Raw genomic sequence first — 25622 nt, forward strand, 5'->3', positions numbered from 1 at the left:
GGATTGCGCGCCGCTTGTCGGCGCGCACGCAGTAGAGGTCGTTGACCGCTTCATCGCCGTCGGCGATCAGGGCCGAGGGCTCGATGTCGAGGGCGGCGGCCAGCGGCCAGATCACCTTGACGCGCAGCGAGGACATGCCGCGCTCGATCTGGCTGAGCGCGCCGATCGATATGCCGGCCTTGGCTGCGAGCTCGGCCAGCGACAGCTTGCGCTCGAGCCTCAGCGCCCGCACGCGCCGGCCGACACGCACGTCGGCATCGTCCTTCGGTTTTGCTTCGTCGGCAATGTCCATCAAATAGTCCTTGTTGTCTTTCCACCGGTGCGGCGCAGCGCCGCCAGGCCCCCCTTCCCCCCTTGTGGGAGAAGGTGTCGCCGAACGCGACGGATGAGGGGCGCTCCAGCGAAGTGAGACGTCGGCGTTCCCTGGATCACCCCTGATCCGTCTCGGCGCTGCGCGCCGATCCACCTTCTCCCACAGGGAGAGAAGGCAAGTGCGCTCAGCCGCCGGCTTTCACCTTCTCGAACATCTTGGCGACGTCGTCGTTCTGCTTCATCGGTCCGGTGAAGATCGTGCTCTTCAGCATCACGTCGGGATCCGCCGGCAGCTGCAGCTTGTCCAGCTCGTCTTTCGACACGCCGGCGAAGGCGGTCGAAAGCGAGCTGCCATAGCCGTAGGACTGGATGAGGTACTTGCCCGAATCGGCGTCGAGCCGGCTGTTGATGAAGTCATAGGCGAGATCGACGTTCTTGGCGTCCTTCAGCATGACGAAGCCGCAGGCCCAGGTGAGCATGCCTTCCTTCGGCTTCATGAACTCGACCGGCACGCCCTGCTTCTTCAGCGACGTGGCCGACGCGTTCCAGGTCATGGCGGCGACCAACTGGCCGCTGGCCAGCGCCTGCTCGACCGAGGTCATGTCGGTGGTGTAGCTCGACAGCAGCGGCCGCTGCTCGCGCAGTTTCGCCGCGACTTTTTCCATCTGCTCCGGCGTCATGTCGAAGGGGTTCACGCCTGCCAGAAGTGCCGCGACGATCGGCGTGTCATGCACGGCGTCGATGGTCGCCATGCGGCCGGCATATTGCTTGTCCCACAGAAGGTTCCAGCTCGCCTCGGGGTTCTTGACCAGATCGGTGCGGTAGAGGATCGAGGTGTTGCCCCAGTCCCACGGCACCATCCAGACCTTGCCGTCGCCGGCCTGCAGGTCGGGCAGGTTCTTGAACACCGGAAAGATCGAATCCCAGTTCTTGATGCGCTTGGTGTCGATCGGCTGCAGCAGGCCTTCCTTGTTCCAGCGCGCCACCTTGTCGTAGCAGGGATGGGCGATGTCGGGCCGGAAGCCGGCCTTGACCTTGGTGAAGGCATCGTCGTCATCGCCGAAGATCGTGGCCTCGACGCCGTCCGGATGCGCGGTGAGGAAGCTCTTGTTGAAGTCGGGCAGCTCGTAGCCCGACCAGGTGAAATATTGCAGCTTGTCGGCAGCCAAAGCGACGGTCGACGACAGCGCCAGGGCGAGTGCGGCTAGACCCGCGCGGGCCTTGTATCCCGTGATCGATTTCAGGTGGACTGTCATTTTCGTTCTCCTCTTCTTTGTTGTGGTTCAGGCTGGATTGCGGCGCGTGGCGCCGAGGCCGCGATGGCGCAGGATCTCGGCGAGGGTGGCGATGACGAAGGACACGGCCAGGATCACCGTTCCGAGCGCCATCACCGTGGGCAGCGAACGCGGGAAGCGCAGTTGGCTCCAAATGTAGAGCGGCAGCGTCGGCTCGGTGCCGGCGAGGAAGAAGACGACGATGAACTCGTCGAAGGAGGTCAGGAAGGCGAGCATGAAGGCCGACAGCACCGCCGGCAGGCTGAGCGGAAGCATGACGCGCCGGAACGTTGTCCAGTCCGACGCCCCAAGGTCGAGCGCCGCCTCGCGAATGGTCTTTGGGATCGCGGCGAATCGACTGCGCATCACCACCACCGTCGTCGGCAGCGCCACCAGGATATGGCCGAGCACGATTGCAACGCGCGACGGGCCGAGGCCAATGAGATTGACCAGGATCAAGAGCGAGATGCCGACGATGACGCCGGGGATTAGGATCGGCAGCCGGGCTATGGCACTGATCGTAGCCGCGAGCGGCGAGCGGCCGTAAAGGTCCATATAGGAAACGGTGATGCCGCAAAGCGTTGCCCCCGAGGCAGCAACGACACCGATGACGAGACTGTTGGCCAAAGCGCCGGACAGCGCCGGATTGCCGTAGAGGGTCTCGTACCAACCGAGCGTGAAGCCCTGCAGCGGAAACGCCGCCTGGATGGAATCGTTGAAGGAAAACAGCGGGATCAAAAGGATAGGCAGATAGAGGAAGACGAGATAGGCAAGCACATAGAGGCCGAGCCAGCGACCGCCCGCATTTGCCTCTTTGCGCGCCGCGCTCATGTGCGGCTGCCAAACCGGCGGTCGGCGCCGCGCGCGACCAGGACCACGCACAGGATGACCAGCATGACGCAGACCGACAGGGCCGCGCCGAACGGCCAGTCATTGGCCTTGCCGAATTGCGACTGGATCAGCGTGCCGATCATGGTGCTGGCCGGGCCGCCGACCATAGCCGGCGTGACATAGTCGCCGACGGTCGGCACGAAGACGACGAGAGCCGCCGCCAGCACGCCCGGCATCGAATTGGGCAGCACGACGCGGCGGAACGACGTGAACGGGCGCGCGCCGAGATCGGAGGCGGCTTCGAGCAGCGATTTCGGGATGGTATCCAGCGCCACGTAGATGGGCAGGATGGCGAAAGGCGCGTAGGCGTGCGCAAGCGTCACCACCACCGCCGCCGGCGTGTTGAGGAAGGCGAGCGTCGGCTCCGACCAGAGGCCGCTTTCGATGAAAGCCGAGTTCAGGACGCCGTTATAGGCAAGCACGATCTTCCAGGCAAAGACGCGCAAAAGGTAGCTGGTCCAGAACGGCAGCGTGACCAGGAAGAGCAGCAGGTTGCGCCGACGGCCGGCATGGAAGGCGAGGTAGTAGGCGACCGGATATGCAGTAGCGACGGTGGCGAGCGTCACCAGGCCGGCGATGACCAGCGAGCGCAGCGTCACCGTCCAGTAGAGCGGATCGGTGGCCACAGTTACGAAGTTTGCCGCCGTCAAGCCGGCGCCGAGCAGCGAGCCGTCATTGCTCCTGAAGGCAAGGAAGAGCACAAGGCCGAGGGCAAAGAGGATGAGGAAGAAGGTGACCAGCCCGCCGGGCAACAGCATGGCAAAGCGGAAGACCGGCGAGATGCGGGTTTCCGGCGATGGCCGCGCTGCAACGATGGTGGACATCTGCTAGCTGCCCATCGGATTTTGAAATCCGCCAATGATTTTTCATATTCCTGAAACTGTCAAGCTAAATCGGTGATGCGCTGCACGCGTTCAACTCAGCGCTCGAAGGCATCCAGCATCCGATACCAGGCGATGGTGGCGGCAACGCCGACCTGGCGGAAGGCGTGGAGCGGGATCGGCCGGATCGGCGACAGCGGGAAAGGCAATTGACTGACATCGCCGGTCGCGAGGTAACCCGCCATGCGCTTGCCCAGCGCGCTCATCAGCCCGACGCCCCTGCCCTGGCAACCGACCACGGCGAGCAGGCCCTTTTCCGGCTCATGCAGGTGCGGAAGATGATCCGGGGTCATCGCCACACGGCCGAACCAGCGCTTTTCGACGGCGATGCCGGCAAGCGCCGGATAGAGGCGCAGCAGCGCGCGTTCGCAATGCGCCCAGTCGGCCGCGCTTGAAGGCAGGGCCATGCGGCCGCGTCCACCCAACACCATCCGGCCATCAGGGCCCTTGCGGTAATAGACCAAGATGCGGCGGGAATCGGAAACGGCTTGCCCCCCGGGCAGGATGCTTGCCGCAAGCTCGGCCGGCAGCGGCGCCGTGGCGATCTGGAAGGAATGCAGAGGCACAATCGTCCCGGCAAGCCCGGGGAGCAGGCCGTCCGTATAGGCGTTGGTGGCGAGCACGACCGCCTTCGCGCGCAGTTCGGCGCCGCCTTGCGTGGAGACCCGCCAGACGCCCGCTTCCTTGGTGAGCCTCACCACCCGCTGCTGTTCGGCGATCCCGACGCCGACGTCCGAGGCGACGCGGGCAAGCTCGAGCGTGTAGGACAGCGGATCGATGACGCCGGCGCGGCGGTCGAGCCAGCCGCCAAGATAGCCCTTGGCGCCGGTCATCGCGGCGATCTCGGCTCGGTCGAGCAGCTTGACGTCGGCGCCGCGAGCCCGCCATTGCCGATCCCGGTTCGCCGCCGCCTTCAATGCGGTCTCGGTGTGCGCGGCCTGGATCCAACCGTTCCGCGTGAACGGCACCGCAAGCTTCTCGTCACGGATCACGTCGAACACCGCGTCGGCCGTCGAGGCGGCGAAGTCGACCAGGGCCTCGCCGCGCTCCTTGCCAAAGTGCTCGATCAGCCATTCGGGATCATATTTGAGGCCGGGAATGACCTGGCCGCCGTTCAAGCCCGACGCGCCCTGCCCGATCGCGCCGGCATCCAGCACCTGGACGGAAAGACCGGCGCGGGCCGCGTGCAAGGCGGTCGACAGACCCATGATGCCGCCGCCGACGATCACCGCGTCGAGCGTGCCGTCGCTCGACAGCTCGGACTGCAACGCCGGAGCTGTTGGGGGCTTTTGCCAGATCGGATCGGAAAAGGCTGCGGGCAATTGGTCACCTGAGGCGCTGGAGGCTCGTGAAAATCCTATTGCTGATTTCATGAGCTTGAAAGGGGACCCGATGGGCCAGTCGGCGCTTGGCTATGTGACAGCATGCCATTGGCTCATAACCTCGCCATCGATGGGATAGACGTTTGCCTTAAATCCGGGGAAAGTGACGCGCGACAATCGAGAGGACAGAAGACCATGACCGATTTAACCCGCCTCCCTGGCGACGGCCTTTTCGTCGGCCGCGCCAGGATCAGCGAAGCCTCCCATCCGCTGGTGGTCACGGTGCGCGCAGGCGAGGTCATCGACATCACGTCGAGCGCGGCGCCTACCGTGCGCGACCTCTGCGAGCTGAAGGACCCGGCCGCCTACGTGCGCTCGGCCCGGGCCAAGGCGATCGGCACACTGGAAGACATCGCAGCCAACAGCTTCGAGTCTCAGCGCGACGCCAAGAAGCCGATCCTGCTCTCCCCCGTCGACCTGCAGGCGGTGAAGGCTTCCGGCGTCACCTTCGTCGTCAGCCTGCTCGAGCGCGTCATCGAGGAGCAGGCGCGCGGCTCCGCGGAAAAGGCCGACGCCATCCGCGCCGACATCGCCGGGCTGATCGGCCATGATCTCTCCAAGCTCAAGCCAGGCTCGCCGGAAGCGATGGAGATCAAGGCCAAGCTGATTGCGCGCGGCGTCTGGTCGCAATATCTGGAAGTGGGCATCGGCCCCGATGCCGAGATCTTCACCAAATGCCAGCCGATGGCCTCCGTCGGCTTCGGCGCCGATGTCGGGCTGCATCCGGTCTCCACCTGGAACAATCCGGAGCCGGAGATCGCCATGATCGCCGACAGCTTAGGCCGCATCGTCGGCGCCACGCTCGGCAACGATGTCAATCTGCGCGATGTCGAAGGACGCTCGGCGCTGCTGCTCGGCAAGGCCAAGGACAACAATGCTTCCGCCTCGCTTGGACCTTTCATCCGGCTCTTCGACGAGACCTTTTCCATCGCCGACGTGAAGCGCGCCACGGTGCGGCTCAGCGTCGAGGGCGAGGACGGATTTTCGCTAGAGGGCGCAAGCTCGATGGCCGAGATCAGCCGCTCGCCGGAAGAGCTGGTCAAAGCCGCGATGGGACCGCATCACCAGTACCCGGACGGGCTGGCGCTCTATCTCGGCACCATGTTCGTGCCGTCGAAGGATCGCGGCGAAAAGGGCAAGGGCTTCACCCACAAGGTCGGCGACACCGTCACCATCTCGTCGGAAAAGTTGGGCGCGCTGACCAACCGGGTGCGCCTGTCGCCCGACTGCCCGCCCTGGACCTACGGCGCCAGCCACCTGATGCGCGACCTCGCCAGAGCCGGTCTGATCTAGCAGCGGATCACAACGGCATACGCTTGCTCATCACTGGAGGCTGATGAGCGCAGCGGCGTTTGCCGGGAAAATATCACGGTAACTGATGCAATCTGATGGGATTGCTGATGGCGTGCGGAGCTGTGCCAACATCCATTGACGATCGAGGCTTGCCAGCGGCCGAAAAAGGGAATGCTCTAGAGGCGTCCGGTCGGCGCGGGCAGGAAGATGCGATCCTTGAGGACCGCATCGCGCCTGATGTGGAGGTGGTTTTCAACATGGGAGGAAATCGATGCTTTCGAGGCTGAGACTGTTCGTGCTTGGCTTGATCGCGGCAATCGCCATTCCGGCGATGGCCGAGGCCAAGACCTTCTACTGGATTTCGCATGGCGGGCCGGCCGATCCGGTCTGGACCTACTTCCTGGCCGGTGCCAAGCAATGGGCGACCGACACCGGCAACAAGGTGAACACCTCGTTCCACAATGGCGACGTTGCCTCGCAGCAGGAGGCTGTTCGCGCCGCCATCTCGGCCAAGGCCGACGGCATCGTCACCACCAGCCCCGATCCGGGCAGCCTCGTCGAGATCGTCAAGGAGGCCCGTGCGGCCAACATTCCGATCATCAACTTCAACACGCCCGACCCGAAGGCCAACTTCAACGCCTATGTCGGCGGCGACAACGTCACCTTCGGCAAGCACTGGGCGCAGTATCTGGTCGACAAGGGCCTGGTGAAGAAGGGCGACTTCGTATGGATGCCGGTGGAGGTGCCCGGCGCCACCTATGGCGTGCAGGAAGAGGAAGGCATCAAGAGCGTGTTCGAGCCGCTCGGCATCACCTATGAGGTGACCGAGGCGACGCTCGACCAGGCCGAAGTGATCAACCGCATGGTCGACTATCTCACCGCCCACAAGGGCAAGGTGAAGGCAATCATCGGCCTCGGCGACCTCGTCACAGGCTCGGTCAAGCGCGTCTTCGACCAAGTCGGCGTCAAGCCGGGCGAGATCCCCGTTGTCGGCTGGGGCAACTCGCTCGACACCACCCAGGAAGTGCTGAACGGCTATGTCAACGCCGCGCAGTGGCAGGACCCGCAGGCGACCAGCTACATCGCGCTTTCGATGGCGGCGATGGCGTCTGCCGGCATTCCTCCGGGCTTCAACGTCATCACCGGCGCGCTCTATGAAAAGGATACTGCCGGCGTTTATGACAAGATCCTGTCCGGCAAGTAATTGCTGACATTAACGGTCGCGGCTTTCGGGCCGCGATCGCTTCCTGGACCGTCGAGTCCTGACTGATCGCAGCGGGCTCGCCAATCATTCACATCGCGGGCCCAATGGAAAACCGTTCCTTCATCCAAAGTTTCATCGCGCGGCCGGAATTCGGGCCGTTGGTGCTGCTGATCGTCGAACTCGTCATCTTCTGGGGCATCAATCCGGATTTCCTGTCGCCGCAGAACATCTCGAACATCCTTGCCTTCACCGTCGAGCTTGGGCTGATCGCGCTGGCGATGACCTTGCTGATGACGTCGGGCGAATTCGACCTGTCGGTCGGCTCGTTGTTCGGCTTCTCGCCGGTGCTGATGTGGACGCTGTTCAACGGCGGGGTCACCTCGCTGGAGATGGGCTTAGCCATCGCGCTGGTGGTCGCGGCCTTGATCGGGCTTGTCAATGGCTGGTTCGTCACGCAGCTCAAGATCCCGTCCTTCCTGGTCACGCTCGGGATGCTGCTCGTCGTGCGCGGCACCGCGCTTTTCGTCACCGACGGCTTTCCGCAGCGCACCTGGAGCGCCGAAGGCAGCTGGCTTGCGGACATCCTGGTCGGCGACTTCTACGTCGGCCCGTTCCGCATCTATGCCTCGCTGTTCTGGTTCATCGGCGCCGCGATCGCGCTCGGTTATGTGCTGACGCAAAGCCGCACCGGCAACTGGATCCAGGCGGCCGGCGGCAATCCCAACGCGGCGCGCGCCCGCGGCGTCAATGTCAGCCGGGTCAAGATCGGCCTGTTCATCCTGTCGGCGGTGATGGCCTCGCTCGCCGGCGTGATCTCGTCGCTGCGCACCTCGGCCGCCAATCCGAACAGCGGCACCGGCTACGAGCTCGAGGTCATCGCCATGGTGGTCATCGGCGGCACGGCGCTGACCGGCGGCCGCGGCACCATTATCGGCACGGTGCTCGGCATCCTGATCCTGCGCGTCATGCGCAACGGCATCGTGCTGATCGGCGTTCCGGGACTTGCCTACAACATCTTCATTGGCGCGATCATCCTCGGGATGATGGCGCTGCACTCATGGCTCGAACGCCGGCACCAGGCAGGGACTTGAAGACGATGGCCGAGCCTCTGATCCGCATGACGAACATCCGCAAGTCCTATGGGCGCGTACAGGCGCTGGTGGATGCCAACTTCCACGTCAACGAAAAGGAGATCGTCGGCCTGCTCGGCGACAACGGCGCCGGCAAATCGACGCTGATCAAGGTGCTGTCGGGCGCGGTGCCGCTGACCAGCGGCGACATTTTCGTGCGCGGCAAGAAGGTGAATTTCCGCAGCACCAGCGACGCGATCGCTGAAGGCATCGAGACGATCTATCAGGACTCCGCGCTTGTCACGCAGCTGTCGATCGCCCGCAACCTGTTCCTGGGGCGCGAGCCGATCAAACCGCCGCGTTTCCTCAACCGCATGGACCAGGAGGCGATGAACACGGTGGCGCGCGACCTGCTCAAGCAGGTCGGCATCTCCAAAAACATCCCGCCGACGACGCCGATCGGCTCGCTATCAGGCGGCGAGCGGCAAGCAGTGGCGATCGCGCGCGCCATGCATTTCGACAGCGACCTCATCATCCTCGACGAGCCGACCAACAATCTCGGCGTCGCCGAGACGCAAGGGGTGTTGAGCTTCGTGCGCGGCGCCCGCGATTCCGGCCACTCCTGCATCTTCATCGCCCACAACATCCACCACGTGTTCCAGGTCGTCGACCGCATCGTGGTGATGCGCCGCGGCAAGGTGGTGGCCGATGATATCGATCCGAAGAAGACCACAGTAGCGGACGTCGAACGCGTCATCACCGGCATGTCGGACAAGGAGATCCGCGATGCGATTTCCGACGGCCCGCAGCCGCATGGCTGATTTGGCCTGACCTTGATTTTTGCCTGGGGCTCGATCCTATCCCATGACCGGACCCATGAAAGCGACCGTAGCCGACATCGCCAGAAGCTGCGGCCTGTCGACCGCGACGGTCGACCGAGTGCTCAACAACAGGCCGGGCGCAAGCGCGGCCAACCGGCAGCGCGTCTTGGAGGCGGCAAAGCAGCTCGGCTATCTGCCGACGCTCGATCAAGTCGTGCTGCCGTCGAAGCCGGCGCATCTCGAATTCTTCCTGCCGATCGGCAGCAACGCCTTCATGGCCGACCTTGCCCATCATATCGAGGACTTTGCAGGGCGCCTGCCGCTGGTCGCCTCCTGCCGCATCCACAATCTCGCCGGGATCTCGCCGGGCGCGCTGCAGGGCGCGATCGAGAACCTCTCGCTCAAGGCCAACGGCGTTGGCGTCATCGCCGTCGACCATCCACGCACGCGCAACATTTTGCGCGAGCTGGTCGAGGCCGGCATTCGGCTGGTCACGCTGGTTTCCGATGTGCCCGCGGCCCCTCGCTCGGCGTATGTCGGCATCGACAACCGGGTTGCCGGACGCACGGCGGCGCTGCTGATGGGCCGCTTCCTTGGCGGCCGGATCGGGCACCTCGCGATGGTCGTTGGCTCGCGCTCCTACCGCGGCCACGAGGAGCGCGAGATGGGTTTCCGCTCGGTGCTCGCAGAAGAGTTCCCCAATCTCACCGTCTCCAGCGCCGTCGAGATCAACGACGAGCCCGACGCCAGCTACAGCGCGACCATGAAGGCCTTGCACAACGAACCGGAACTGCTCGGCATCTACTGCGTCGGCGCCGGACGCTCCGGCGTGGCCAAGGCGTTGCTCGAGGCCAAGCCGCGCAGAAAGCCCGTCTTCATCTGCCATGACCTGACCAGGGAAACGCGCCGCTACCTCGTCGACGATCTCGCCGACGTGGTCATCGACCAGAACGCCCGGCTGATTGCCGAGCAAGCAGTGATCCGCCTGCTCGGCTCGATCGCCTCGTCGGCGCCGTACCTGACCAAGAAATTCATCGAGCCCCGGCTGATCATGAAGGAAAACGTGCCGGTGCAGTAGGCGCGAATGGCATCATGCCGTCGCCTCACTGATTTGTCAGACGATTGATCCGGCAAATCTGCACACCAGCTATGCACGTTTCGCGGTTGCCGAATGGTTGGGCAAATCGTAATTATTGCCGCGTCGGATGTCTTCCTCCTCCCAGACACCGGCGCTGAATGCGGTGCTCCTCCTCCCGCGCCGTATTCGAAATCGAAGCCCGCTGCCTCCTCCTCCCGGCAGCGGGCTTTTTCTTTGCCTGCACTTAGGCGGAGCGCCCCTCACCCGGATATTGCCGAGTCGAATTGCCTTGCAATTCGAGCAATCCGAACTCTCCTGGGGAGAGACGAGACGGGTCAGCGCCGGCGCTAGCCTGGCCGCGAAGCGGCCGCATCAGGGGAAGCCGCCTTCAGCGTGCCCGGAACGAGGCGATCAGGCTCTCGGCCATGCGCACGAACTGCGCGCTCGGGCCCTCGGCGCCAACGCTCTGCATCGAGACGCGCGCGCCTTCGAGCAACAGCGACAGCGTATCGGCGAGCAACTCGGCCTGGCCGATGCCGGCATCGCGGCAGAGCGCAACCAGCTTCTCGCGCTGGGCTTCCTTCAGTTCCTTGATGACGCGCCGTGCCGGGTGATTGGTCTCGGTGAGCTCGACGGCGGCATTGGCCATGTCGCAGCCGCGACTGTCGGCGCTGAGCAGCTCTGAAGCCTTGCGGACCCAGGCATGCAACTGCGCGAGCTTGTCGCCGGGATGCTCGGCCTCGAACTCGTCCCATATCCTTGAAGCCTTCGCCGCCGTGGCGCGCAGGCATTCGATGATCAGATCGTCCTTGGATTCGAAGTGACGATAGAGCGTCATCTTGTTGGTGCCGGCAGCCTCCGTGATGGCGTCGACGCCGACGCCCTTGATCCCGTGCTTGTGGAACATGTCCTGCGCCGTTTCCAGGATGCGATCCCGGGGGCGGGAACGTTCCGCAACGCCGTCAGTCATCATGCTCTCCTTTCGTCGTTTCCAAAAAAACCGAGGTCACCTCTTGACTAGGGTGTTACCGGTCTGTAACTTTCAGATGTTACTTACTGGTAACACCTATATCGCTCCCCGTCAAACGACAAGGCCCCCCGATAGAGCCCTGCCAGAGTGAGATAGGACGAAAAACCTGCCTGTCATGCGGCTTCGGCCGGTGAAAACGAGAAAAAGCGGTCCGTGATCATCCGATGCGGGCCGCAGCAAGGAGCCGCTCCTATGCAAAAGCGCAAAGACCTGACGATCGACGAAGCCATCCGGGATCCGATGATCCGGCTGGTGATGAAGGCTGATGGGGTCGATCCCAACGCCTTCGAACGGATGCTGCGCTCGCGCGCCGCGGAACAGGCGCCGGAAGATGTCCCGCCATCCTTCCTGGAGGTTTCCGGTTCCGTCCGGGCCCGGCGCATGCGCCATTTTGCAAAACCGTTCGGCGAGGCATCCGCGTCATGGTGAACTTCTTCATCCACCGCCCGATCTTCGCATCGGCGATCGCCATCATCATGGTGCTCGCTGGTGCGATCGCCTATTTCCTGCTGCCGGTCTCGCAGTTCCCTGACATCACGCCCCCGCAGGTCGTGGTCAGCGCCCATTATCCAGGCGCCAGCGCGCAGGTGGTGGCCGATACGGTCACCACGCCGCTGGAGCAGCAGATCAACGGCGTGCAAGGCATGACCTATATGTCATCGACGAGCTCGAATGACGGCTCCTCGACCATCACCATCACATTCGACGTCGGCTATCCGCTGAGCACGGCGGCCGTCGACGTCCAGAACCGCGTCTCGCAGGCCGCATCCTCCCTGCCGGCCATCGTCAACCAGGGCGGCGTCACGATCAAGAAGCAGAACCCGAACTTCGTTCTGATCGTCGACCTCACCTCGCCCGACGGCTCGGTCGATCCGGTCGCGCTGAGCAACCTCGCCTATCTCCAGGTCGTCGATCCGCTGAAGCGGCTGCCCGGCGTCGGCGACGTGCAGATTTTCGGCGAACGGCGCTATTCGATGCGCGTCTGGCTCGATCCGGACAAACTGGCCAATCTCGGCATCACCGCCGTCGATGTGCAGAACGCCATTTCCGAGCAGAACGTGCAGGTGGCGGCGGGCAAGATCGGCCAATCGCCGGCGCCGGCCGGCACCGCCTTCGAGATGCAGGTCAATGCGGTCGGCCGTTTGAGCGACCCGAAGGAATTCGGCGACATCGTCGTGCGCGCCAACTCGCAGAACGGCTCGCTCGTGCGTCTGCGCGACGTCGCCCGCATCGAGCTCGGCGCGCTGCAATATTCGTCATCGGCCTTCTTCGGCAAGGACCCGACCGTGGTGCTCGCCGTCTACCAGATGCCCGGCTCCAACGCGCTCGACCTGCAGCAGCGGGTCAAGGACAAGATGCAGGAATTGTCGGCGCGCTTCCCGAAGGGCGTCCACTACGCCATGCACTACGATACGACGCGCTTCGTCTCGGCCTCGATGCATGACGTGCTGATCACGCTCGGCGAAGCGCTGGTGCTGGTGGTGGCTGTCGTCTTTATCTTCCTGCAGAGCTGGCGCACCACCATCATCCCGACCATCGCCATCCCGGTGTCTTTGATCGCGACGCTGGCGGTGATGTACATGCTGGGCTTCTCGCTCAATATGCTCTCGCTGCTCGGCATGGTGCTGGCGATCGGCCTTGTCGTCGACGACGCCATCGTCGTGGTCGAGAACGTCGAGCGACAGCTGGAGGCCGGCCTCAAGCCGCTCGCCGCGACGCGCGCGGCGATGGCCGAAGTGACTGGCCCAATCATCGCCACCACCGCGGTGCTGATGGCGGTGTTCATCCCGGTCGCCTTCATTCCCGGCGTTTCGGGACGGCTCTACAACCAGTTCGCGCTTACCGTTGCGATCTCGGTCGGCATCTCCGCCTTCAACTCGCTGACGCTGAGCCCGGCGCTGAGCGCCGCGTTCCTGCGCCATCGCGGCGAAACGCAGTTCGTGCTGTTCCGCTGGTTCAATGCCGGCTTCGACTGGCTGTCGCATGCCTACGCGCATGGCGTGCGCATTCTGATCCGGCTGCGCTGGGCCATGCTCGGCCTGTTCGCGGCGGGCTTGGTCGCCACCTATTTCGTCTGGCAGAAGCTGCCCTCGACCTTCCTTCCGGTGGAGGACCAGGGTTATTTCTTCGTCGTCATCCAGTTGCCGGACGGCGCTTCGCTGGAGCGCACCGACGCGGTGGCGCAGAAGGCGCGCGACATCCTGCAGAACACGCCCGGCGTCGACATCGTCGGCTCGATCAGCGGCCTGAACTTCCTCACCAGCGCCGCGCAATCGAACTCGGCGGTGGAGTTCGCCATCCTGAAGCCGTGGGACGAACGCGGGCCCGACCAGAACGCATCGAAGCTGGTCGCCGAGGTGCGCAACAAGTTGCTGCAGATACCGGAGGCGTTTGCGCTCTCATTCGATCCACCCTCGATCCCGGGCCTCGGCACGACCGGCGGCTTCGAATTCCAGGTGGAAGACCTTTCGGGCCGCGGCAGCGCCGCGCTCAACGAGGTCACGCAGGCGCTGATCGCGGAAGCACGCAAGCAGCCGGAGCTCAATCCGCAGCAGCTGTTCTCGTCCTTCTCGACCTCGACGCCGCAGTTCAACTACGACCTCGACCGCAGCAAGGCGAAGCTGCTCGGCCTCAACCTGCCCGACGTGTTCAACACGCTGCAGATCTATCTCGGCTCCCTCTACGTCAACGACTTCAACCTTTTCGGCCGCACGTTCCGGGTGACGATCCAGGCCGACAAGGACGCGCGCGGAAACGCGAACGACATCTCGCGCCTCTACGTTCGCAATGCGTCCGGCGGGATGGTGCCGCTGAGCACACTGGGCAAGCTGGTGCCGATCGTCGGTCCCGAGACCGTGCCGCATTACAACAACAATGCATCCGCCCTCATCAACGGCGGCGCGGCGCCAGGCTTCTCGTCCGGACAAGCGGTCGCGGCGATGGAGCGGGCGGCGGCAAACGTGCTGCCGCGGGACTTCGGCTATGAATGGACCGGCATCACCTATCAGGAGCTCCAGGCCGGATCGATCGCCTCGATCGTGTTCGGCCTGGCGATCGTGTTCGTCTTCCTGATCCTGGCGGCGCAGTATGAAAGCTGGGCGATGCCCTTCATGGTGCTGCTCGCCGTGCCGCTCGCTTTGTTCGGCGCCTTCGTCGTGCTCTTGCTGCGCGGCATGCAGATCGACGTCTACTCGCAGATCGGTTTCGTCATGCTGATCGGCCTGGCGGCGAAGAACGCGATCCTGATCGTCGAGTTCGCCCGACGGCGCCGCGAGGAAGGCCTGACCATCGTCGAGGCGGCCATGGAAGCCGCGCGGCTGAGGCTGCGGCCGATCCTGATGACGGCCTTCGCCTTCATCCTCGGCGTGCTGCCGCTGATGTTCGCGACCGGCGCGGGCGCCGCCAGCCGGCAGTCGATCGGCACCACCGTCTTCGGCGGCATGGTGGCGGCGACGATCCTGTCGCTGGTCTTCGTGCCGGTCTTCTACGCGGTGATCGAGAAGCTGCGCGAGCGCGGCGGCGAGAGCGAACCTGCCGCGGGGCCTCAACATGCCCCGCACCAACAAGAGATTGAACCGACCGCCGAGCCCGTCCGGCTCGCCCAGGCGGCCGAATAGGATTGGAGACCAACATGCGTAAATGGAAAATCGCTTTGGGAACGGCGGTCGCGCTGGGCGCAATCTCGGTGGCAAGCGTGCACCTGCTCGACATGGGCAATCTCAGCCTCAGCGCCAGCACTGCGGGCGCGGCACCTGCGCCCAAGGCGTTCGTCATGCCGGTCCCGGTGGTCAACGTCGTCAAGAAGACGCTGCCGATCTATCTCGACTACGCCGCGCGCGTCGAGCCGATCCGCAACATCACCCTGCAGGCGCGCGTGCCGGGCTATCTGCAGGAGCAGACGGCGCAGGACGGCAGCGACGTCAGGCAGGGCGACCAGCTTTACCGGATCGCGCCCGAGGACTACCAGGCAGCGCTCGACCAGGCGAAGGCGCAGGTGCAGCGCGACGCGGCAGCGCTCGAATACGCGCGGTCCAACCTCGGCCGTGGCACCGACCTTGCCAAGGCCGGGTACCTCGCCAAGGACAGCTTCGACCAGCGCACCAGCAACTTGCGCACGGCCGAAGCCGCCCTCGCGGTCGACCAGGCGGCGGTGCGGACGGCCGAGCTCAATCTCGGCTATGCCGAGATCAAGGCACCGTTCTCCGGACGGATCGGCCGCAACCAAGCCTCGGTCGGTACCCTGGTGAGCGTCGCCGGCACGGTTCTCAACACGCTGGTGCAGCTCGACCCGATCTACGTCACCTTCAATCCGAGCGAGACCGACCTCGTAGAGATCGAGCAAGCGAAGGCCAACGGTCCGATCGCGGTCGACGTGCTGTTGCCCGGCGAGACCGAGCCCAGCCAGAAGGGCGAGCTCACCTTCATCGACAACACGATCGATCATTCGACCGGCACGATCACGGCGCGGGCGACGATCGGCAACGCCAAGTTCGCGCTGCTGCCCGGGCAGTATGTGCGCGTCCGGCTGCATGTGAAGGAGCAGCCCAATACGCTGATGGTGCCGCAGGTGGCGCTGGGTTCCAGCCAGCTCGGCAAATACCTGTACGTCCTCGGCAAAGACAACACCGTAGACCAGAAGCTGGTGTCGCTCGGCCCGACCGACGGCGACCTGATTTCCGTCACCTCAGGCATCTCCGAGAGCGACCAGGTGATCACCGGCAATTTGCAGAAGATCGGACCCGGAATGCCGGTTTCTCCCTTGCCGGAAACGAAACCGGCCAGCTGATAATCCCCCATCAGTCCCGGTCCGACGGCGCCCTCGACACCCACATCGAGGGCGCCGTTTTGTTTGCGCGCCTGCAACCGGGAAAAAATCGATAGCCACCCTCTTGTTGGATTGTCGACAATCTGCTTGTCTTGCAGTCGGTTCATCCAGGAGTGGCCCACATGTCAAAGCTGGATTTCAGTCCGATCGCGGATACGACGCGCAGGGCCGAGATCGTCGCGCTGCTCAGGCGCGCCATTCTGACCGGCCAGCTGGAGCCTGGGCAGAAGCTCAACGAACTCCGCATTTCCGAGCAGATGCGGGTAAGCCGCGCGCCGCTGCGCGAGGCGATGCGCGAGCTGGTGCAGGAAGGTATCCTGACCAGCATTCCCTATGCCGGAACCTTCGTCGTCGACGTCACCGCCAAGGACATCGTCGACGCCTATTCCCTCAACAAGGTGCTCGACGACTTCGCCATCGAGCTCGCCTGGCCGCAGCGCGACCAGCGTTTCTTCGACGAGCTCGACCGCCGCCATGAAGCGGTGAAGCAGGCGACCCGGGCGCTCGACACCACGCGCCAGATCGAGACGGCGCTGCAGCTGCACGGGCTGGTCTATGAGTGGGCCGACAATTCGGTGCTGCTCGAAACCTGGCAGCGGCTGACCAGCCGGCTGCAAATGTATTTCGCCCTGCACCAGCGTGCGCGGAACGAGCCGGTGCCGGCCGAGGACCTGCACGAAACCTATGTGGCGCTGCTCAAGGGCACGGACATGCGCGCCGCCCAGCGCCATGCCCGCGTGCATATCGACAACGATTTCGAAGCGCTTCTTGCCTATGCGCGCAGCCTCGAAAAGCGCGCATCGAAGGGCGCCTGACAAACCCGCGGACAAACGGATACAAACGTGAAGATCAAGAGCATAAAAGCCTACCATGTCGTGCAGCCCTTCGTGGACGGGCCCTACCGCATGTCCAAGGGCCGGGTCGCCGACTGTTTCGATGCGGTGATCGTCGCCATCACTTCCGACACAGGCGTGACCGGCTGGGGCGAGATGGCGCCACTCGGCAATTTCTACTCGGCCGCGTTTCCGGCGGGAACGCGCGCGGGCGTGCCGGAGATCGCGCCGCATCTCATCGGCCATGACCCGCGCGGGCTGGCCGGCATCGGCAGGTTGATGGACACGGTGTTCAAGGGCCATCCCTACGTCAAAGCCGCGCTTGACATGGCGTGCTGGGATCTCGCCGCCCGCGCGGCCGACGTGCCGTTGGTAGCGATGCTCGGCGGCCGCGAGAGCGAGACGGCGGAACTTTACCGGGTCGTGACCCACGGAACGGTCGACCAGATGGCGGCACTTGCCAAGCGCATCGTTGCCGAAGGCTGCCATCGGCTGCAGGTCAAGGTCGGCGGCAATGTCCGCGACGACATCGAGCGAGTGAGCGCCGTCGCATCAGCCGTGCCGAAGGGCACGGTGATCTTCTGCGACGCCAATGCCGGCTGGACGCCCTACCAGGCGCGCCAGTTCGCCGATGCCACACGCGGCATCGACTACACATTCGAACAGCCCTGCACGACGATCGAGGAGAATATGTCGGTGCGCCGCATGCTCGACAAGCCGATGGTGCTCGACGAATCCGTCACATCGCTGGGCGAGATGCTGGAAATCCATCGCCGTGGCGCGGCCGATGGGCTGACGCTGAAGATCTCGCGCCTCGGCGGCGTGACGCAGACGCGGCTGATCCGCGACGTCGCCGTCGAGCTCGGTTTCATGGTCACCATCGAAGACACCGGCGGCGCGGAGATCGACACCGCCGCGATGGCGCATCTGTCGCTGTCGACACCGGAGGAGCGCCGTCTGCATGCCATCGCCTTCCACGAATGGGTGACGGTGCGCACCGCCTCCAACAAGCCGCCGGTCGCGGGCAGCCGCATGGGCATTCCCGACGGCGCCGGGCTCGGCATCGACGTGGTGCCGGACCTGCTCGGCAAGCCCTTCTTCGAGATCGGCTGAGATGAAGATCGGGAGCAGCGCCGCAACGCCGATCGCGCTAGCAGGCTTTTCGCTGAGCTGAACTGGGAGATCGCCAAAAGGAAAGGAGACCGGCAAATATCGAATCGAGGCGGCCACGATTTCGATCGGGGCTGCACGCCCGAGCTAGGCATGCATCAAGAAAATCTGACTTTTCCGCTTCAAGGAGCGGATGGACCGGACCAAACTGCATGTTACAGTTCGTTCGACTGAATTCTTGACGATGGCCGGGACCGGAGAACTCCACGGAACGTCGTCAACCGGAATGCACTCGCCAACCACAAGAACTGGGGAAAGGGTTTAGACCCATGAGCAAGAACTACCGCGTCCTCGACCTCATCCGGCGCAACCGCACGCCGCTCGAAAATCACCTCATCGACGGCCTCATCGACGGCCGCGTCAGCCGCCGCGATTTCGTGCGCCACGGCAGCCTGCTCGGCCTGTCGCTGCCGCTTCTCGGCCGCATCGGCATGGCCGCCGGCTTCGGCGCCGCGCCCTCGCTTGCCCGCGCCCAGGGCGCGCCGGGCGCTACCATCCGCGTCGGCAGCAGCGTGCCGGCCGCCGCGATCGACCCGGTCACCATCGCCGACGCCGGCGGCCTGCTCGTCATGCAGCAGGTAGCCGAATTCCTCTGCGTCGACGGCCCCGACCTGGTGCTCAAGCCGGCACTCGCCGAAAGCTGGAAGCCGAATGCCGATGGCTCGGTGTGGACCTTCACGCTGCGCAAGGGCGTCAAGTTCCACTCAGGCGGCGAGATGAAGGCCGAGGACGTGGTGGCCAGCATCGACCGGCTTGCCGATCCCGCCAACTCCTCCAACGCGCTGTCGGTGTTCAGCGGCATCCTCTCGAAGGGCGCCAGCAAGAAGGTCGACGACTACACGGTGGAATTCCACCTCGACGCGCCGAACGGCAACTTCCCCTACATGCTGTCGTCCGACAACTACAACGCCGTCATCATCCCGGCGAGCTACAAGGGCGATTACGAAAAGAGCTTCGACGGTACCGGGCCGTTCAAGCTGGAGAAGTACACGCCCAAAGTCGGCGCCTCCTTCGTTCGCAATGAGAACTACTGGGGCGAAAAAGCCCTGCCGGAGCGCACCGAATTCACCTTCTTCACCGATATCCAGCCGCAGATCCTGGCGCTGCAGGGCGGCCAGATCGACATCATCAATCAGATGCCGGTGCTGGCGGGCGTCGCCGTCCTCAGCGATCCGAACGTGAACGTCATCAGCCTGAAATCGTCGGCGCATCAGCAACTGCATCTGCGCTGCGACGACGGTCCGATGAAGGACCCGCGGGTACGCCGCGCCATCGCGCTCAGCATCGATCGCAAGAAGTTGGTCGCCGGCCTGATGAAAGGCCGCGCCCAGGAGGGCAATGACAGCCCATTCGCCGGGGTCTATCCGTCGACGGACACCAGCGTGCCGCAGCGCGAGCAGGACATCGCGCAGGCCAAGCAGCTGATGGAAGCGGCCGGCGCCGGCAAGGGGTTCAAAATAACGCTGACCACCGAGCGCTATCTGGAAATCCCCGAATACGCGCAGCTGATCCAGAACTGGGTCAAGGAGATCGGTATCGAGCTCGAGCTCAACATCCTCGACCAGAGCGCCTATTACGGCGATGCCGTGTTCGGCAAATCGAACTGGCTGGATTCGGTGATGGGCATCACCGACTACGGCCACCGCGGCGTGCCGAACGTCTATCTCGCGGCGCCATTGAAGAGCGAGGGCACCTGGAATGCCGCGCATTTCAAGAACAAGGACTATGACCAGCTGGCGACCAGCTATATCGCGGCCCTCGACCTCGAGGCGCAGAAGGCTGCAGCCGGCAAGATCCAGAAGCTGCTGCTCGAGGAAACGCCGGTGATCTTCGGCTATTTCTACGACTATCTGACGGCGACGGCGAAAGGCGTGGCGGGCGTGCAGCCCACCGCGATGTCGCAGCTGTTCCTCGAAAAGGCTTCGAAAGCCTGACGCGAGGGAGCAAGCTTATCCCTGACAGCCGGCTCTCGACGGAGAGCCGGCTCCAATAGGAGTATTCGTCATCCTCGGCTTCCTCATCCGGCGCCTGGCTCTGTCGCTTGTGACGCTGTTCCTGCTCAGCGTCATGGTGTTCCTGGGCGGCCAGGTGCTGCCCGGCAATGTCGGGCGCGCGATATTGGGGCCGTTTGCCGACCAGCGCGCCGTCGACGCGCTCAACCACTCGCTCGGCGTCGACCGGCCGCTGCTCGTCCAGTACGGAAGCTGGATCTGGAACTTTCTCCATGGCGACATGGGCACGTCCTACATTTTCCGCGCACCGGTGGCGCCCTTCGTCATCGACGCGTTGGGTAATTCGATGAAGCTGGCGCTTGTCGCCTTCGTGCTGGTGGTGCCGATCGGCATCCTCGGCGGCGTGATCGCCGCGCTCAACCTCAACCGGCCGCTCGACCGCATCATCAGCCTCGGCGGACTGTCGGTGACGGTGCTGCCCGAGTTCGTCACCGGTATCATCCTGATCCTGATCTTCGGCGTCTGGCTGCGCTGGCTGCCGATCGCGGCGGCCTGGCCGAAGGGTGCCGGCTTCTTCACCCAGCTCTATTATCTCATCCTGCCGTCGCTGCCGCTGTTTCTGGTGCTGTTCGGCTATATCGCTCGCATGGCGCGGTCGGGGATGATCGAGGCGCTCGATTCCGACTATACGCGCACCGCGGTGCTTAAAGGTCTGCCGTGGCGCACGGTGATCTGGCGGCATGTGCTGCGCAACGCGCTATTGCCGACCATCACCGTCATCGCAACCCAGACCGGCTACCTCATCGGCGGCCTTGTCGTGATCGAGACGCTGTTCCGCTACCAAGGCATCGGCTCGCTGATCTTCACCGCCGCGCGCGGCAAGGATTTTCCGATGCTCGAGGCCGGCATCCTCACCATCGGCATCGTCTATGCGGTGGCCACATTGATCGCCGATTTCCTCTATTCGGTGCTCAATCCGCGCATCCGGCTGGGAGCGGAGCAATGAGCGCGACAGACACACCCGCTAACCTGCCAACGCCGGACGCCGCGACACAGCGCAGCCCCTGGGGCGAGGTGCTGCATTCGCTCTTGCGATCGGGAACCTTCCTCACCGGGCTCGGCATCGTCCTGCTCTGGATCGTCTGCGCGCTGTTCGGCGAGCATTTCGTCCCCTACGATCCGCTTGCCGACGACATCATCAACGCGCTGGCGCCACCGTCGGCCGAGCACTGGTTCGGCACCGACCAGATCGGCCGCGATGTCTTCTCGCGGGTCATCGTCGGCTCGCGCGATATCCTGACGGTGGCACCTTTGGCCACGATTCTGGCGACCATTGCCGGCACCGCGCTCGGGCTCGTCATCGGCTATTTCCGCGGCATCGTCGACGATATCGTCAGCCGTATCCTCGAAGCCTTCATGGCGATCCCGGTGGTGATCATCGCACTGCTCGCCATCGTCGCGCTCGGCACCTCCAAGATCACCGTGATCGTCGTCATCGGCTTGAGCTTCGCACCGATCATCGCCCGCACGGTGCGCTCGGCGGTGCTGGCCGAACGCGAGCTCGATTATGTCGCGGCGGCAAAACTTCGCCACGAAGGCGCGCTGCACACGATGTTCGTCGAGATCCTGCCCAACGTGATCCCGCCGATCCTGGTCGAGACGACGGTGCGTCTGGGCTATGCGATCTTCGCCGTCGCCACGCTTTCCTTCATGGGCTTCGGCATCCAGCCGCCCTCGCCCGACTGGGGACTCTCGATCTCCAGCAATTACGGCATGATCGGCGGCGGGTTCTGGTGGACGGTGCTGTTCGACGCGCTGGCGATCGCCTCGCTGGTGATCGGGGTCAACCTGGTGGCCGACGGCGTCCATGGAGCGTTCAATGACTGACAGGGACGCGCTCGAGCTCAACGATCTCTCGGTCGCCTATCGCGTCGGGCGCCGCAACCGGGCGGTGCTGCGCAATGTCAGCTTCAAGATCGGCCGCGGCGAGGCCTATGGGCTGGTCGGCGAATCCGGCTGCGGAAAGTCGACCGCGGCGCTGTCCGTGGTCCGCTACCTGCCGCGCAACGGCTCGATCACCGGCGGCTCGATCGCGCTCGACGGCCAGGATGTGATGAAGCTCGATGCCGAGGCGCTCAGACGCGCCCGCGCGGAAAGTGTCTCCATGGTCTATCAGGATCCCGGCAAGGCGCTGAATCCATCACTGCGCATCGGCCGCCAGCTCACCGAGATCTTCGAGCTTGCCGGCATGTCGGGACAGGCGGCGAGCGACAAGGCGATCGCGATGCTCAATCTTGTGCGCATCTCGGATCCGGCCAGTGTCATGCAGCGCTACCCTCACCAGCTTTCCGGCGGCATGCAGCAGCGCGTGGCGATCGCCATGGCCTTGGCCAACGACCCCTCGATGCTGATCCTCGACGAGCCGACGACGGGTCTCGACGCGACGGTCGAAGCCGAAGTGCTCGACCTCATCGCGCAACTGCGCCGCGAGCTTTCGGCCTCAATCCTGTTCATCAGCCACAACCTCGCCGTGGTCTCCAACATGTGCGACCGGGTCGGCGTGCTCTATGCCGGCATGCTGGTCGAGGAAGGCTCGACGAAGGACGTCTTCAACGATCCGCGCCATCCCTACACGGTCGCTTTGCTGCGCTGCCTGCCGCGCGGCGGCCAGCGCAAGGACCAGGGCCGGCTCGACACGATCCCCGGCTTCCTGCCCGGCATCGGCGCCACGATCGTCGGCTGTGCCTTCGCCGACCGCTGCGCGCTGGCGACCGAGCGCTGCCGCACCGAGCCGCCGCCGCTCTATGAGCTTGGAGGCGGCCGGCTGTCGCGCTGCCACTATCACGACAAGGCGCAGTCGCTGCCGCGCGCGACACCCGCCGAGATTGCCGCCGTCGCGCCGAAGCACGCACCGCCCGTGCTGCAGGTCGAGGGGCTGAACAAGACCTATGCCAGCCATGGTCGTGCATTGAGGGCGGTGAAGGACGTTTCAGTCAGCCTCCGGCCCGGCGAGACGCTCGGGTTGGTCGGCGAGTCCGGCAGCGGCAAGACCACCTTCGCGAGGCTGCTGCTCGGCCTCGTGCCGCCGGACGAGGGCGGCAGCATCGAACTGGAGGGCAAGCAGTTGGCGCCGCGGCTTGCCAGCCGCTCGGAGGACCAGGTCAAGGCGGTGCAGATCGTCTTCCAGAATCCGGATTCGGCGCTCAACCGTTCGCATTCGATCCGGCATATCCTCAGCCGCGCTTTGAAGCGGTTGGGCGGGCTCACCGGCAAGTCGCTGGAAGCGCGCCTCGAAGAGCTCGTCCGCTCGGTGCGGCTCACCGACCGGCATCTCGCCGTCAAGCCGCGGCAGCTTTCGGGCGGTCTGAAGCAGCGCGTGGCGATCGCCCGCGCCTTCGCCGGCGATCCGCGCATCGTCGTCTGCGACGAGCCGACCTCGGCGCTCGACGTGTCGGTGCAGGCGGCGATCCTCAACCTCTTGGCCGACCTGCAGTCGAAGCAGGATGTGAGCTACATTTTCATCTCGCACGACCTCGGCGTGGTGCGCTATCTGTCCGACAAGATCGCGGTGCTCTATCTCGGCCGCATCATGGAGTTCGGACCGTCGGAAGCGGTGTTTTCCGGCCCGCATCACCCTTACACGGAAGCTCTGTTGTCGGCCGTTCCGAAACTCGACCGGACGGAAAGCTCGCGCATCCGCCTCGACGGCGAAATCCCGAGCGCGGCCAACCCACCCACGGGTTGCGTTTTCCACACGAGATGCCCGCGCAAGATCGGCGCGATCTGCGAGACGCAGGAGCCGGAACTAAGCGAGGCCGAGCCCGGGCACACAATCCGCTGCCATATTCCTTTCGCGGAGTTGGCAAGGCTGCAGAAGCCGAAGGCCGTGGAGCCGGCATAGTCGCCGCCAGCAAACGACAACGCCTGCTGGATTCGCTGCGCCGATGGCTGGCGCAAGGGCGGCAAGCGCGCTGACACCGGCGCGGCCCTCCGTCAGCGACGTCCACGGCGTCCGCCGGGCGGCAAACCTCGTTTCGCCGCATAGGGGTTCCCTCGCGCCTCGATCCTGCCGGATCTCCCCCCGCCCCGCATCGTCTCGGAGCCTCGTTTTAGCTCATTCCTAAGACGACCGCCGAAATGGCGGTTGAAATATTTTTCAAACGGTCATAGGAATGTTCAAAGAGTGATCGCGGCGCGGGCGGCGCCAAGGACCGGAGGAAGCGACATGTCCCATCCGCAATTCGCAGCGGAACTCCTGCAGCGCGCTGAGAAACAAGGACCGATCACCATCGGTCTCGCCGGCGCCGGACAGATGGGAACAGATATCGTCGTTCAGGTCGCACTCATGCCGGGCATGCGCATCGGCGCCATTTCGGAGGTCAGGCCGCAGGCGGCGATCGATGCGGCGCTGCTGGCCGGCCATGATCGTTCCGATATTGTGCAGGCGCCCAATGCCCCGGCCATTGATCGCGCCATCGAGGGCGGCAAGATCGCGGTCACCGAGGACCTGCATGCGCTCGCCGCCGCCGGCCGCATCGACGTGATCATCGACGCAACCGGAAATCCCAACATCGGCACGCTGTTCGCGCTCGAGGTGATGAAGAACGGCAAGCATATCGTCATGCTCAATGTCGAGGCCGACATCACCATCGGCCGGTTCCTGAAGGAAGAGGCGCGCAAGGCCGGCGTCGTCTACACAGGTGCGGCCGGCGACGAGCCTGCCTGCACGCTCGAGATCATCGGCTTCGCCAAAAGCCTCGGCTTCAATATCGTTGCCGCCGGCAAGGGCAAGAACAATCCGCTGAAGTTCGACGCCGTGCCGGCCGGCTACGAGAAGGAGGCGGCCGAGCGCAACATGAATGCGCGCATGCTGGTCGAGTTCGTCGACGGCTCGAAGACGGCAATCGAGATGGTGGCGATCGCCAACGCGACGGGACTGGTGCCCGACGTGCCGGGCATGCACGGCCCTACCGCGACGCTAGAAGAACTAGCCAGCGTGCTCTGCCCGCGCGAGGATGGCGGCGTGCTTCATCGCAAGGGCGTTGTCGACTATTCGATCGGCAAGGGCGTCGCGCCCGGCGTGTTCTGCATCATCGAAACCAAGCATCCGCGCGTGCTGGAGCGCATGATCGACCTCAAGGTCGGCAGGGGCCCCTATTTCACGATCTTCCGGCCCTATCACCTCACCAGCCTGGAAGTGCCGCTGTCGGCGGCGCGCGCCGTGGTCTACAAGCGCGCCGACATGGAACCGCTCGACCATCCGGTGGCCGAGGCGGTGGCGGTGGCCAAGACCAATCTCGGCACCGGCCAGTCGCTCGGCATGATCGGCGAGAACGACTACCGCGGCTTCGCCATGACCTGGGAAGACGCGCGCGCCAAGGGCGCGCTGCCGCTCGGGCTTGCTGAACGTGCCAAGGTGGTGAAGCCGGTCAAGGCCGGCGACTTCCTAACCTATGAAAACTGTGTACCCGACGATTCGATGGTGATAACCCAGATCCGCCGTCGTCTCGACCAGTCGGACGGACGGTTCGTAACCAACGCGGCCTAAAGCGCGTCGCGCGGAATCGGATCCAGGCGACGCGCTTTAGGTCCTTTTTTATGCATGT

21 protein-coding genes are annotated in these 25622 nt (G+C 64.5%); 15 read left to right on the plus strand and 6 right to left on the minus strand.

What is annotated here, in order from left to right:
- The 5 genes from P9228_RS21275 to P9228_RS21295 all read right to left on the minus strand — a co-directional run.
- Window positions 1-292 (minus strand): helix-turn-helix transcriptional regulator (locus tag P9228_RS21275; RefSeq protein ID WP_278055391.1); only part of this gene is annotated, 292 nt, incomplete at its 3' end.
- A gap of 205 nt (window positions 293-497) precedes the next feature.
- The gene (locus tag P9228_RS21280; protein WP_066988891.1) at window positions 498-1568 is read right to left on the minus strand and encodes an ABC transporter substrate-binding protein; all 1071 of its coding nucleotides are present in this window, start codon (window positions 1566-1568) and stop codon (window positions 498-500) included.
- A gap of 27 nt (window positions 1569-1595) precedes the next feature.
- Window positions 1596-2417, minus strand: coding sequence for an ABC transporter permease (locus tag P9228_RS21285; RefSeq protein WP_278055394.1), 822 nt, complete (start codon window positions 2415-2417; stop codon window positions 1596-1598).
- Window positions 2414-3301 carry an ABC transporter permease gene (locus tag P9228_RS21290; protein ID WP_095776234.1) on the minus strand — a complete coding sequence of 296 codons (888 nt, stop codon included), beginning with the start codon at window positions 3299-3301 and terminating at the stop codon, window positions 2414-2416. Before P9228_RS21290 ends, P9228_RS21285 begins: the two co-directional genes overlap by 4 nt.
- Window positions 3302-3396: 95 nt before the next feature.
- On the minus strand, window positions 3397-4680 hold the full coding sequence (locus tag P9228_RS21295) for an FAD-dependent oxidoreductase (protein WP_127246458.1): 1284 nt from the start codon (window positions 4678-4680) through the stop codon (window positions 3397-3399).
- 195 nt (window positions 4681-4875) lie between these two features.
- Here P9228_RS21295 and P9228_RS21300 point away from each other — a divergent pair, with 195 nt between their 5' ends.
- The 5 genes from P9228_RS21300 to P9228_RS21320 all read left to right on the plus strand — a co-directional run bounded on the left by P9228_RS21300 (window position 4876) and on the right by P9228_RS21320 (window position 10206).
- Window positions 4876-6033 carry a fumarylacetoacetate hydrolase family protein gene (locus P9228_RS21300; RefSeq protein WP_278055398.1) on the plus strand — a complete coding sequence of 386 codons (1158 nt, stop codon included), beginning with the start codon at window positions 4876-4878 and terminating at the stop codon, window positions 6031-6033.
- A 271-nt stretch (window positions 6034-6304) separates the two neighbouring features.
- Window positions 6305-7237, plus strand: coding sequence for a substrate-binding domain-containing protein (locus P9228_RS21305; RefSeq protein WP_066988900.1), 933 nt, complete (start codon window positions 6305-6307; stop codon window positions 7235-7237).
- A gap of 104 nt (window positions 7238-7341) precedes the next feature.
- Window positions 7342-8328: an ABC transporter permease gene (locus P9228_RS21310; RefSeq protein WP_066988902.1), complete on the plus strand. Its 987-nt coding sequence runs from the start codon at window positions 7342-7344 to the stop codon at window positions 8326-8328.
- Window positions 8329-8333: 5 nt separating this feature from the next.
- The gene (locus P9228_RS21315; RefSeq protein WP_127246460.1) at window positions 8334-9128 is read left to right on the plus strand and encodes an ATP-binding cassette domain-containing protein; all 795 of its coding nucleotides are present in this window, start codon (window positions 8334-8336) and stop codon (window positions 9126-9128) included.
- Between the two features lie 55 nt (window positions 9129-9183).
- Window positions 9184-10206, plus strand: a complete 1023-nt coding sequence (locus P9228_RS21320) for a LacI family DNA-binding transcriptional regulator (RefSeq protein ID WP_067327781.1) — start codon at window positions 9184-9186, stop codon at window positions 10204-10206.
- A 388-nt stretch (window positions 10207-10594) separates the two neighbouring features.
- Here P9228_RS21320 and P9228_RS21325 read toward each other — a convergent pair whose 3' ends face one another.
- On the minus strand, window positions 10595-11176 hold the full coding sequence (locus tag P9228_RS21325; protein WP_095823937.1) for a TetR/AcrR family transcriptional regulator: 582 nt from the start codon (window positions 11174-11176) through the stop codon (window positions 10595-10597).
- 252 nt (window positions 11177-11428) lie between these two features.
- On the opposite strand from P9228_RS21325, the gene P9228_RS21330 reads away from it, so the two are divergent.
- From P9228_RS21330 to P9228_RS21375, 10 genes are all read left to right on the plus strand, one after another.
- Complete coding sequence (locus tag P9228_RS21330) at window positions 11429-11665, plus strand: hypothetical protein (RefSeq protein ID WP_278055405.1); 237 nt, start codon at window positions 11429-11431, stop codon at window positions 11663-11665.
- On the plus strand, window positions 11659-14853 hold the full coding sequence (locus tag P9228_RS21335) for a multidrug efflux RND transporter permease subunit (RefSeq protein WP_095800938.1): 3195 nt from the start codon (window positions 11659-11661) through the stop codon (window positions 14851-14853). The genes P9228_RS21330 and P9228_RS21335 overlap by 7 nt, the downstream gene beginning before the upstream one ends.
- A gap of 14 nt (window positions 14854-14867) precedes the next feature.
- The gene (locus P9228_RS21340) at window positions 14868-16022 is read left to right on the plus strand and encodes an efflux RND transporter periplasmic adaptor subunit (RefSeq protein ID WP_278055408.1); all 1155 of its coding nucleotides are present in this window, start codon (window positions 14868-14870) and stop codon (window positions 16020-16022) included.
- Between the two features lie 161 nt (window positions 16023-16183).
- Entirely contained in the window at window positions 16184-16876 is a 693-nt protein-coding gene (locus P9228_RS21345; RefSeq protein WP_278055411.1) for a GntR family transcriptional regulator, read from the plus strand.
- Window positions 16877-16903: 27 nt separating this feature from the next.
- On the plus strand, window positions 16904-18007 hold the full coding sequence (locus P9228_RS21350; RefSeq protein ID WP_278055412.1) for a mandelate racemase/muconate lactonizing enzyme family protein: 1104 nt from the start codon (window positions 16904-16906) through the stop codon (window positions 18005-18007).
- A gap of 326 nt (window positions 18008-18333) precedes the next feature.
- Window positions 18334-19998 (plus strand): ABC transporter substrate-binding protein, encoded by a 1665-nt coding sequence (locus P9228_RS21355; RefSeq protein WP_127216429.1) that lies wholly within the window; start codon window positions 18334-18336, stop codon window positions 19996-19998.
- A gap of 85 nt (window positions 19999-20083) precedes the next feature.
- A complete protein-coding gene (locus P9228_RS21360) occupies window positions 20084-21022 on the plus strand; it encodes an ABC transporter permease (protein WP_278055482.1) in 939 nt (312 codons plus the stop codon).
- Window positions 21019-21903: an ABC transporter permease gene (locus P9228_RS21365; protein WP_067327775.1), complete on the plus strand. Its 885-nt coding sequence runs from the start codon at window positions 21019-21021 to the stop codon at window positions 21901-21903. Before P9228_RS21360 ends, P9228_RS21365 begins: the two co-directional genes overlap by 4 nt.
- Window positions 21896-23917, plus strand: a complete 2022-nt coding sequence (locus tag P9228_RS21370) for an ABC transporter ATP-binding protein (protein ID WP_278055416.1) — start codon at window positions 21896-21898, stop codon at window positions 23915-23917. Before P9228_RS21365 ends, P9228_RS21370 begins: the two co-directional genes overlap by 8 nt.
- Window positions 23918-24241: 324 nt before the next feature.
- Window positions 24242-25564 (plus strand): homoserine dehydrogenase, encoded by a 1323-nt coding sequence (locus P9228_RS21375; protein WP_278055417.1) that lies wholly within the window; start codon window positions 24242-24244, stop codon window positions 25562-25564.
- Window positions 25565-25622: the final 58 nt, after the last annotated feature.

Origin of the sequence: Mesorhizobium sp. WSM4898, assembly GCF_029625845.1 — a bacterium.
GTDB lineage: Bacteria > Pseudomonadota > Alphaproteobacteria > Rhizobiales > Rhizobiaceae > Mesorhizobium.

What these genes read in the sequence shown, in the direction of transcription:
- P9228_RS21365 (WP_067327775.1), top strand. Translation starts at nt 21,019, where the DNA reads ATGAGCGCGACAGACACACCCGCTAACCTGCCAACGCCGGACGCCGCG.
- P9228_RS21280 (WP_066988891.1), bottom strand. Translation starts at nt 1,568, where the DNA reads ATGACAGTCCACCTGAAATCGATCACGGGATACAAGGCCCGCGCGGGT.
- P9228_RS21320 (WP_067327781.1), top strand. Translation starts at nt 9,184, where the DNA reads ATGAAAGCGACCGTAGCCGACATCGCCAGAAGCTGCGGCCTGTCGACC.
- P9228_RS21345 (WP_278055411.1), top strand. Translation starts at nt 16,184, where the DNA reads ATGTCAAAGCTGGATTTCAGTCCGATCGCGGATACGACGCGCAGGGCC.
- P9228_RS21290 (WP_095776234.1), bottom strand. Translation starts at nt 3,301, where the DNA reads ATGTCCACCATCGTTGCAGCGCGGCCATCGCCGGAAACCCGCATCTCG.
- P9228_RS21300 (WP_278055398.1), top strand. Translation starts at nt 4,876, where the DNA reads ATGACCGATTTAACCCGCCTCCCTGGCGACGGCCTTTTCGTCGGCCGC.
- P9228_RS21340 (WP_278055408.1), top strand. Translation starts at nt 14,868, where the DNA reads ATGCGTAAATGGAAAATCGCTTTGGGAACGGCGGTCGCGCTGGGCGCA.
- P9228_RS21305 (WP_066988900.1), top strand. Translation starts at nt 6,305, where the DNA reads ATGCTTTCGAGGCTGAGACTGTTCGTGCTTGGCTTGATCGCGGCAATC.
- P9228_RS21335 (WP_095800938.1), top strand. Translation starts at nt 11,659, where the DNA reads ATGGTGAACTTCTTCATCCACCGCCCGATCTTCGCATCGGCGATCGCC.
- P9228_RS21355 (WP_127216429.1), top strand. Translation starts at nt 18,334, where the DNA reads ATGAGCAAGAACTACCGCGTCCTCGACCTCATCCGGCGCAACCGCACG.
- P9228_RS21330 (WP_278055405.1), top strand. Translation starts at nt 11,429, where the DNA reads ATGCAAAAGCGCAAAGACCTGACGATCGACGAAGCCATCCGGGATCCG.
- P9228_RS21315 (WP_127246460.1), top strand. Translation starts at nt 8,334, where the DNA reads ATGGCCGAGCCTCTGATCCGCATGACGAACATCCGCAAGTCCTATGGG.
- P9228_RS21375 (WP_278055417.1), top strand. Translation starts at nt 24,242, where the DNA reads ATGTCCCATCCGCAATTCGCAGCGGAACTCCTGCAGCGCGCTGAGAAA.
- P9228_RS21325 (WP_095823937.1), bottom strand. Translation starts at nt 11,176, where the DNA reads ATGACTGACGGCGTTGCGGAACGTTCCCGCCCCCGGGATCGCATCCTG.
- P9228_RS21310 (WP_066988902.1), top strand. Translation starts at nt 7,342, where the DNA reads ATGGAAAACCGTTCCTTCATCCAAAGTTTCATCGCGCGGCCGGAATTC.
- P9228_RS21285 (WP_278055394.1), bottom strand. Translation starts at nt 2,417, where the DNA reads ATGAGCGCGGCGCGCAAAGAGGCAAATGCGGGCGGTCGCTGGCTCGGC.
- P9228_RS21370 (WP_278055416.1), top strand. Translation starts at nt 21,896, where the DNA reads ATGACTGACAGGGACGCGCTCGAGCTCAACGATCTCTCGGTCGCCTAT.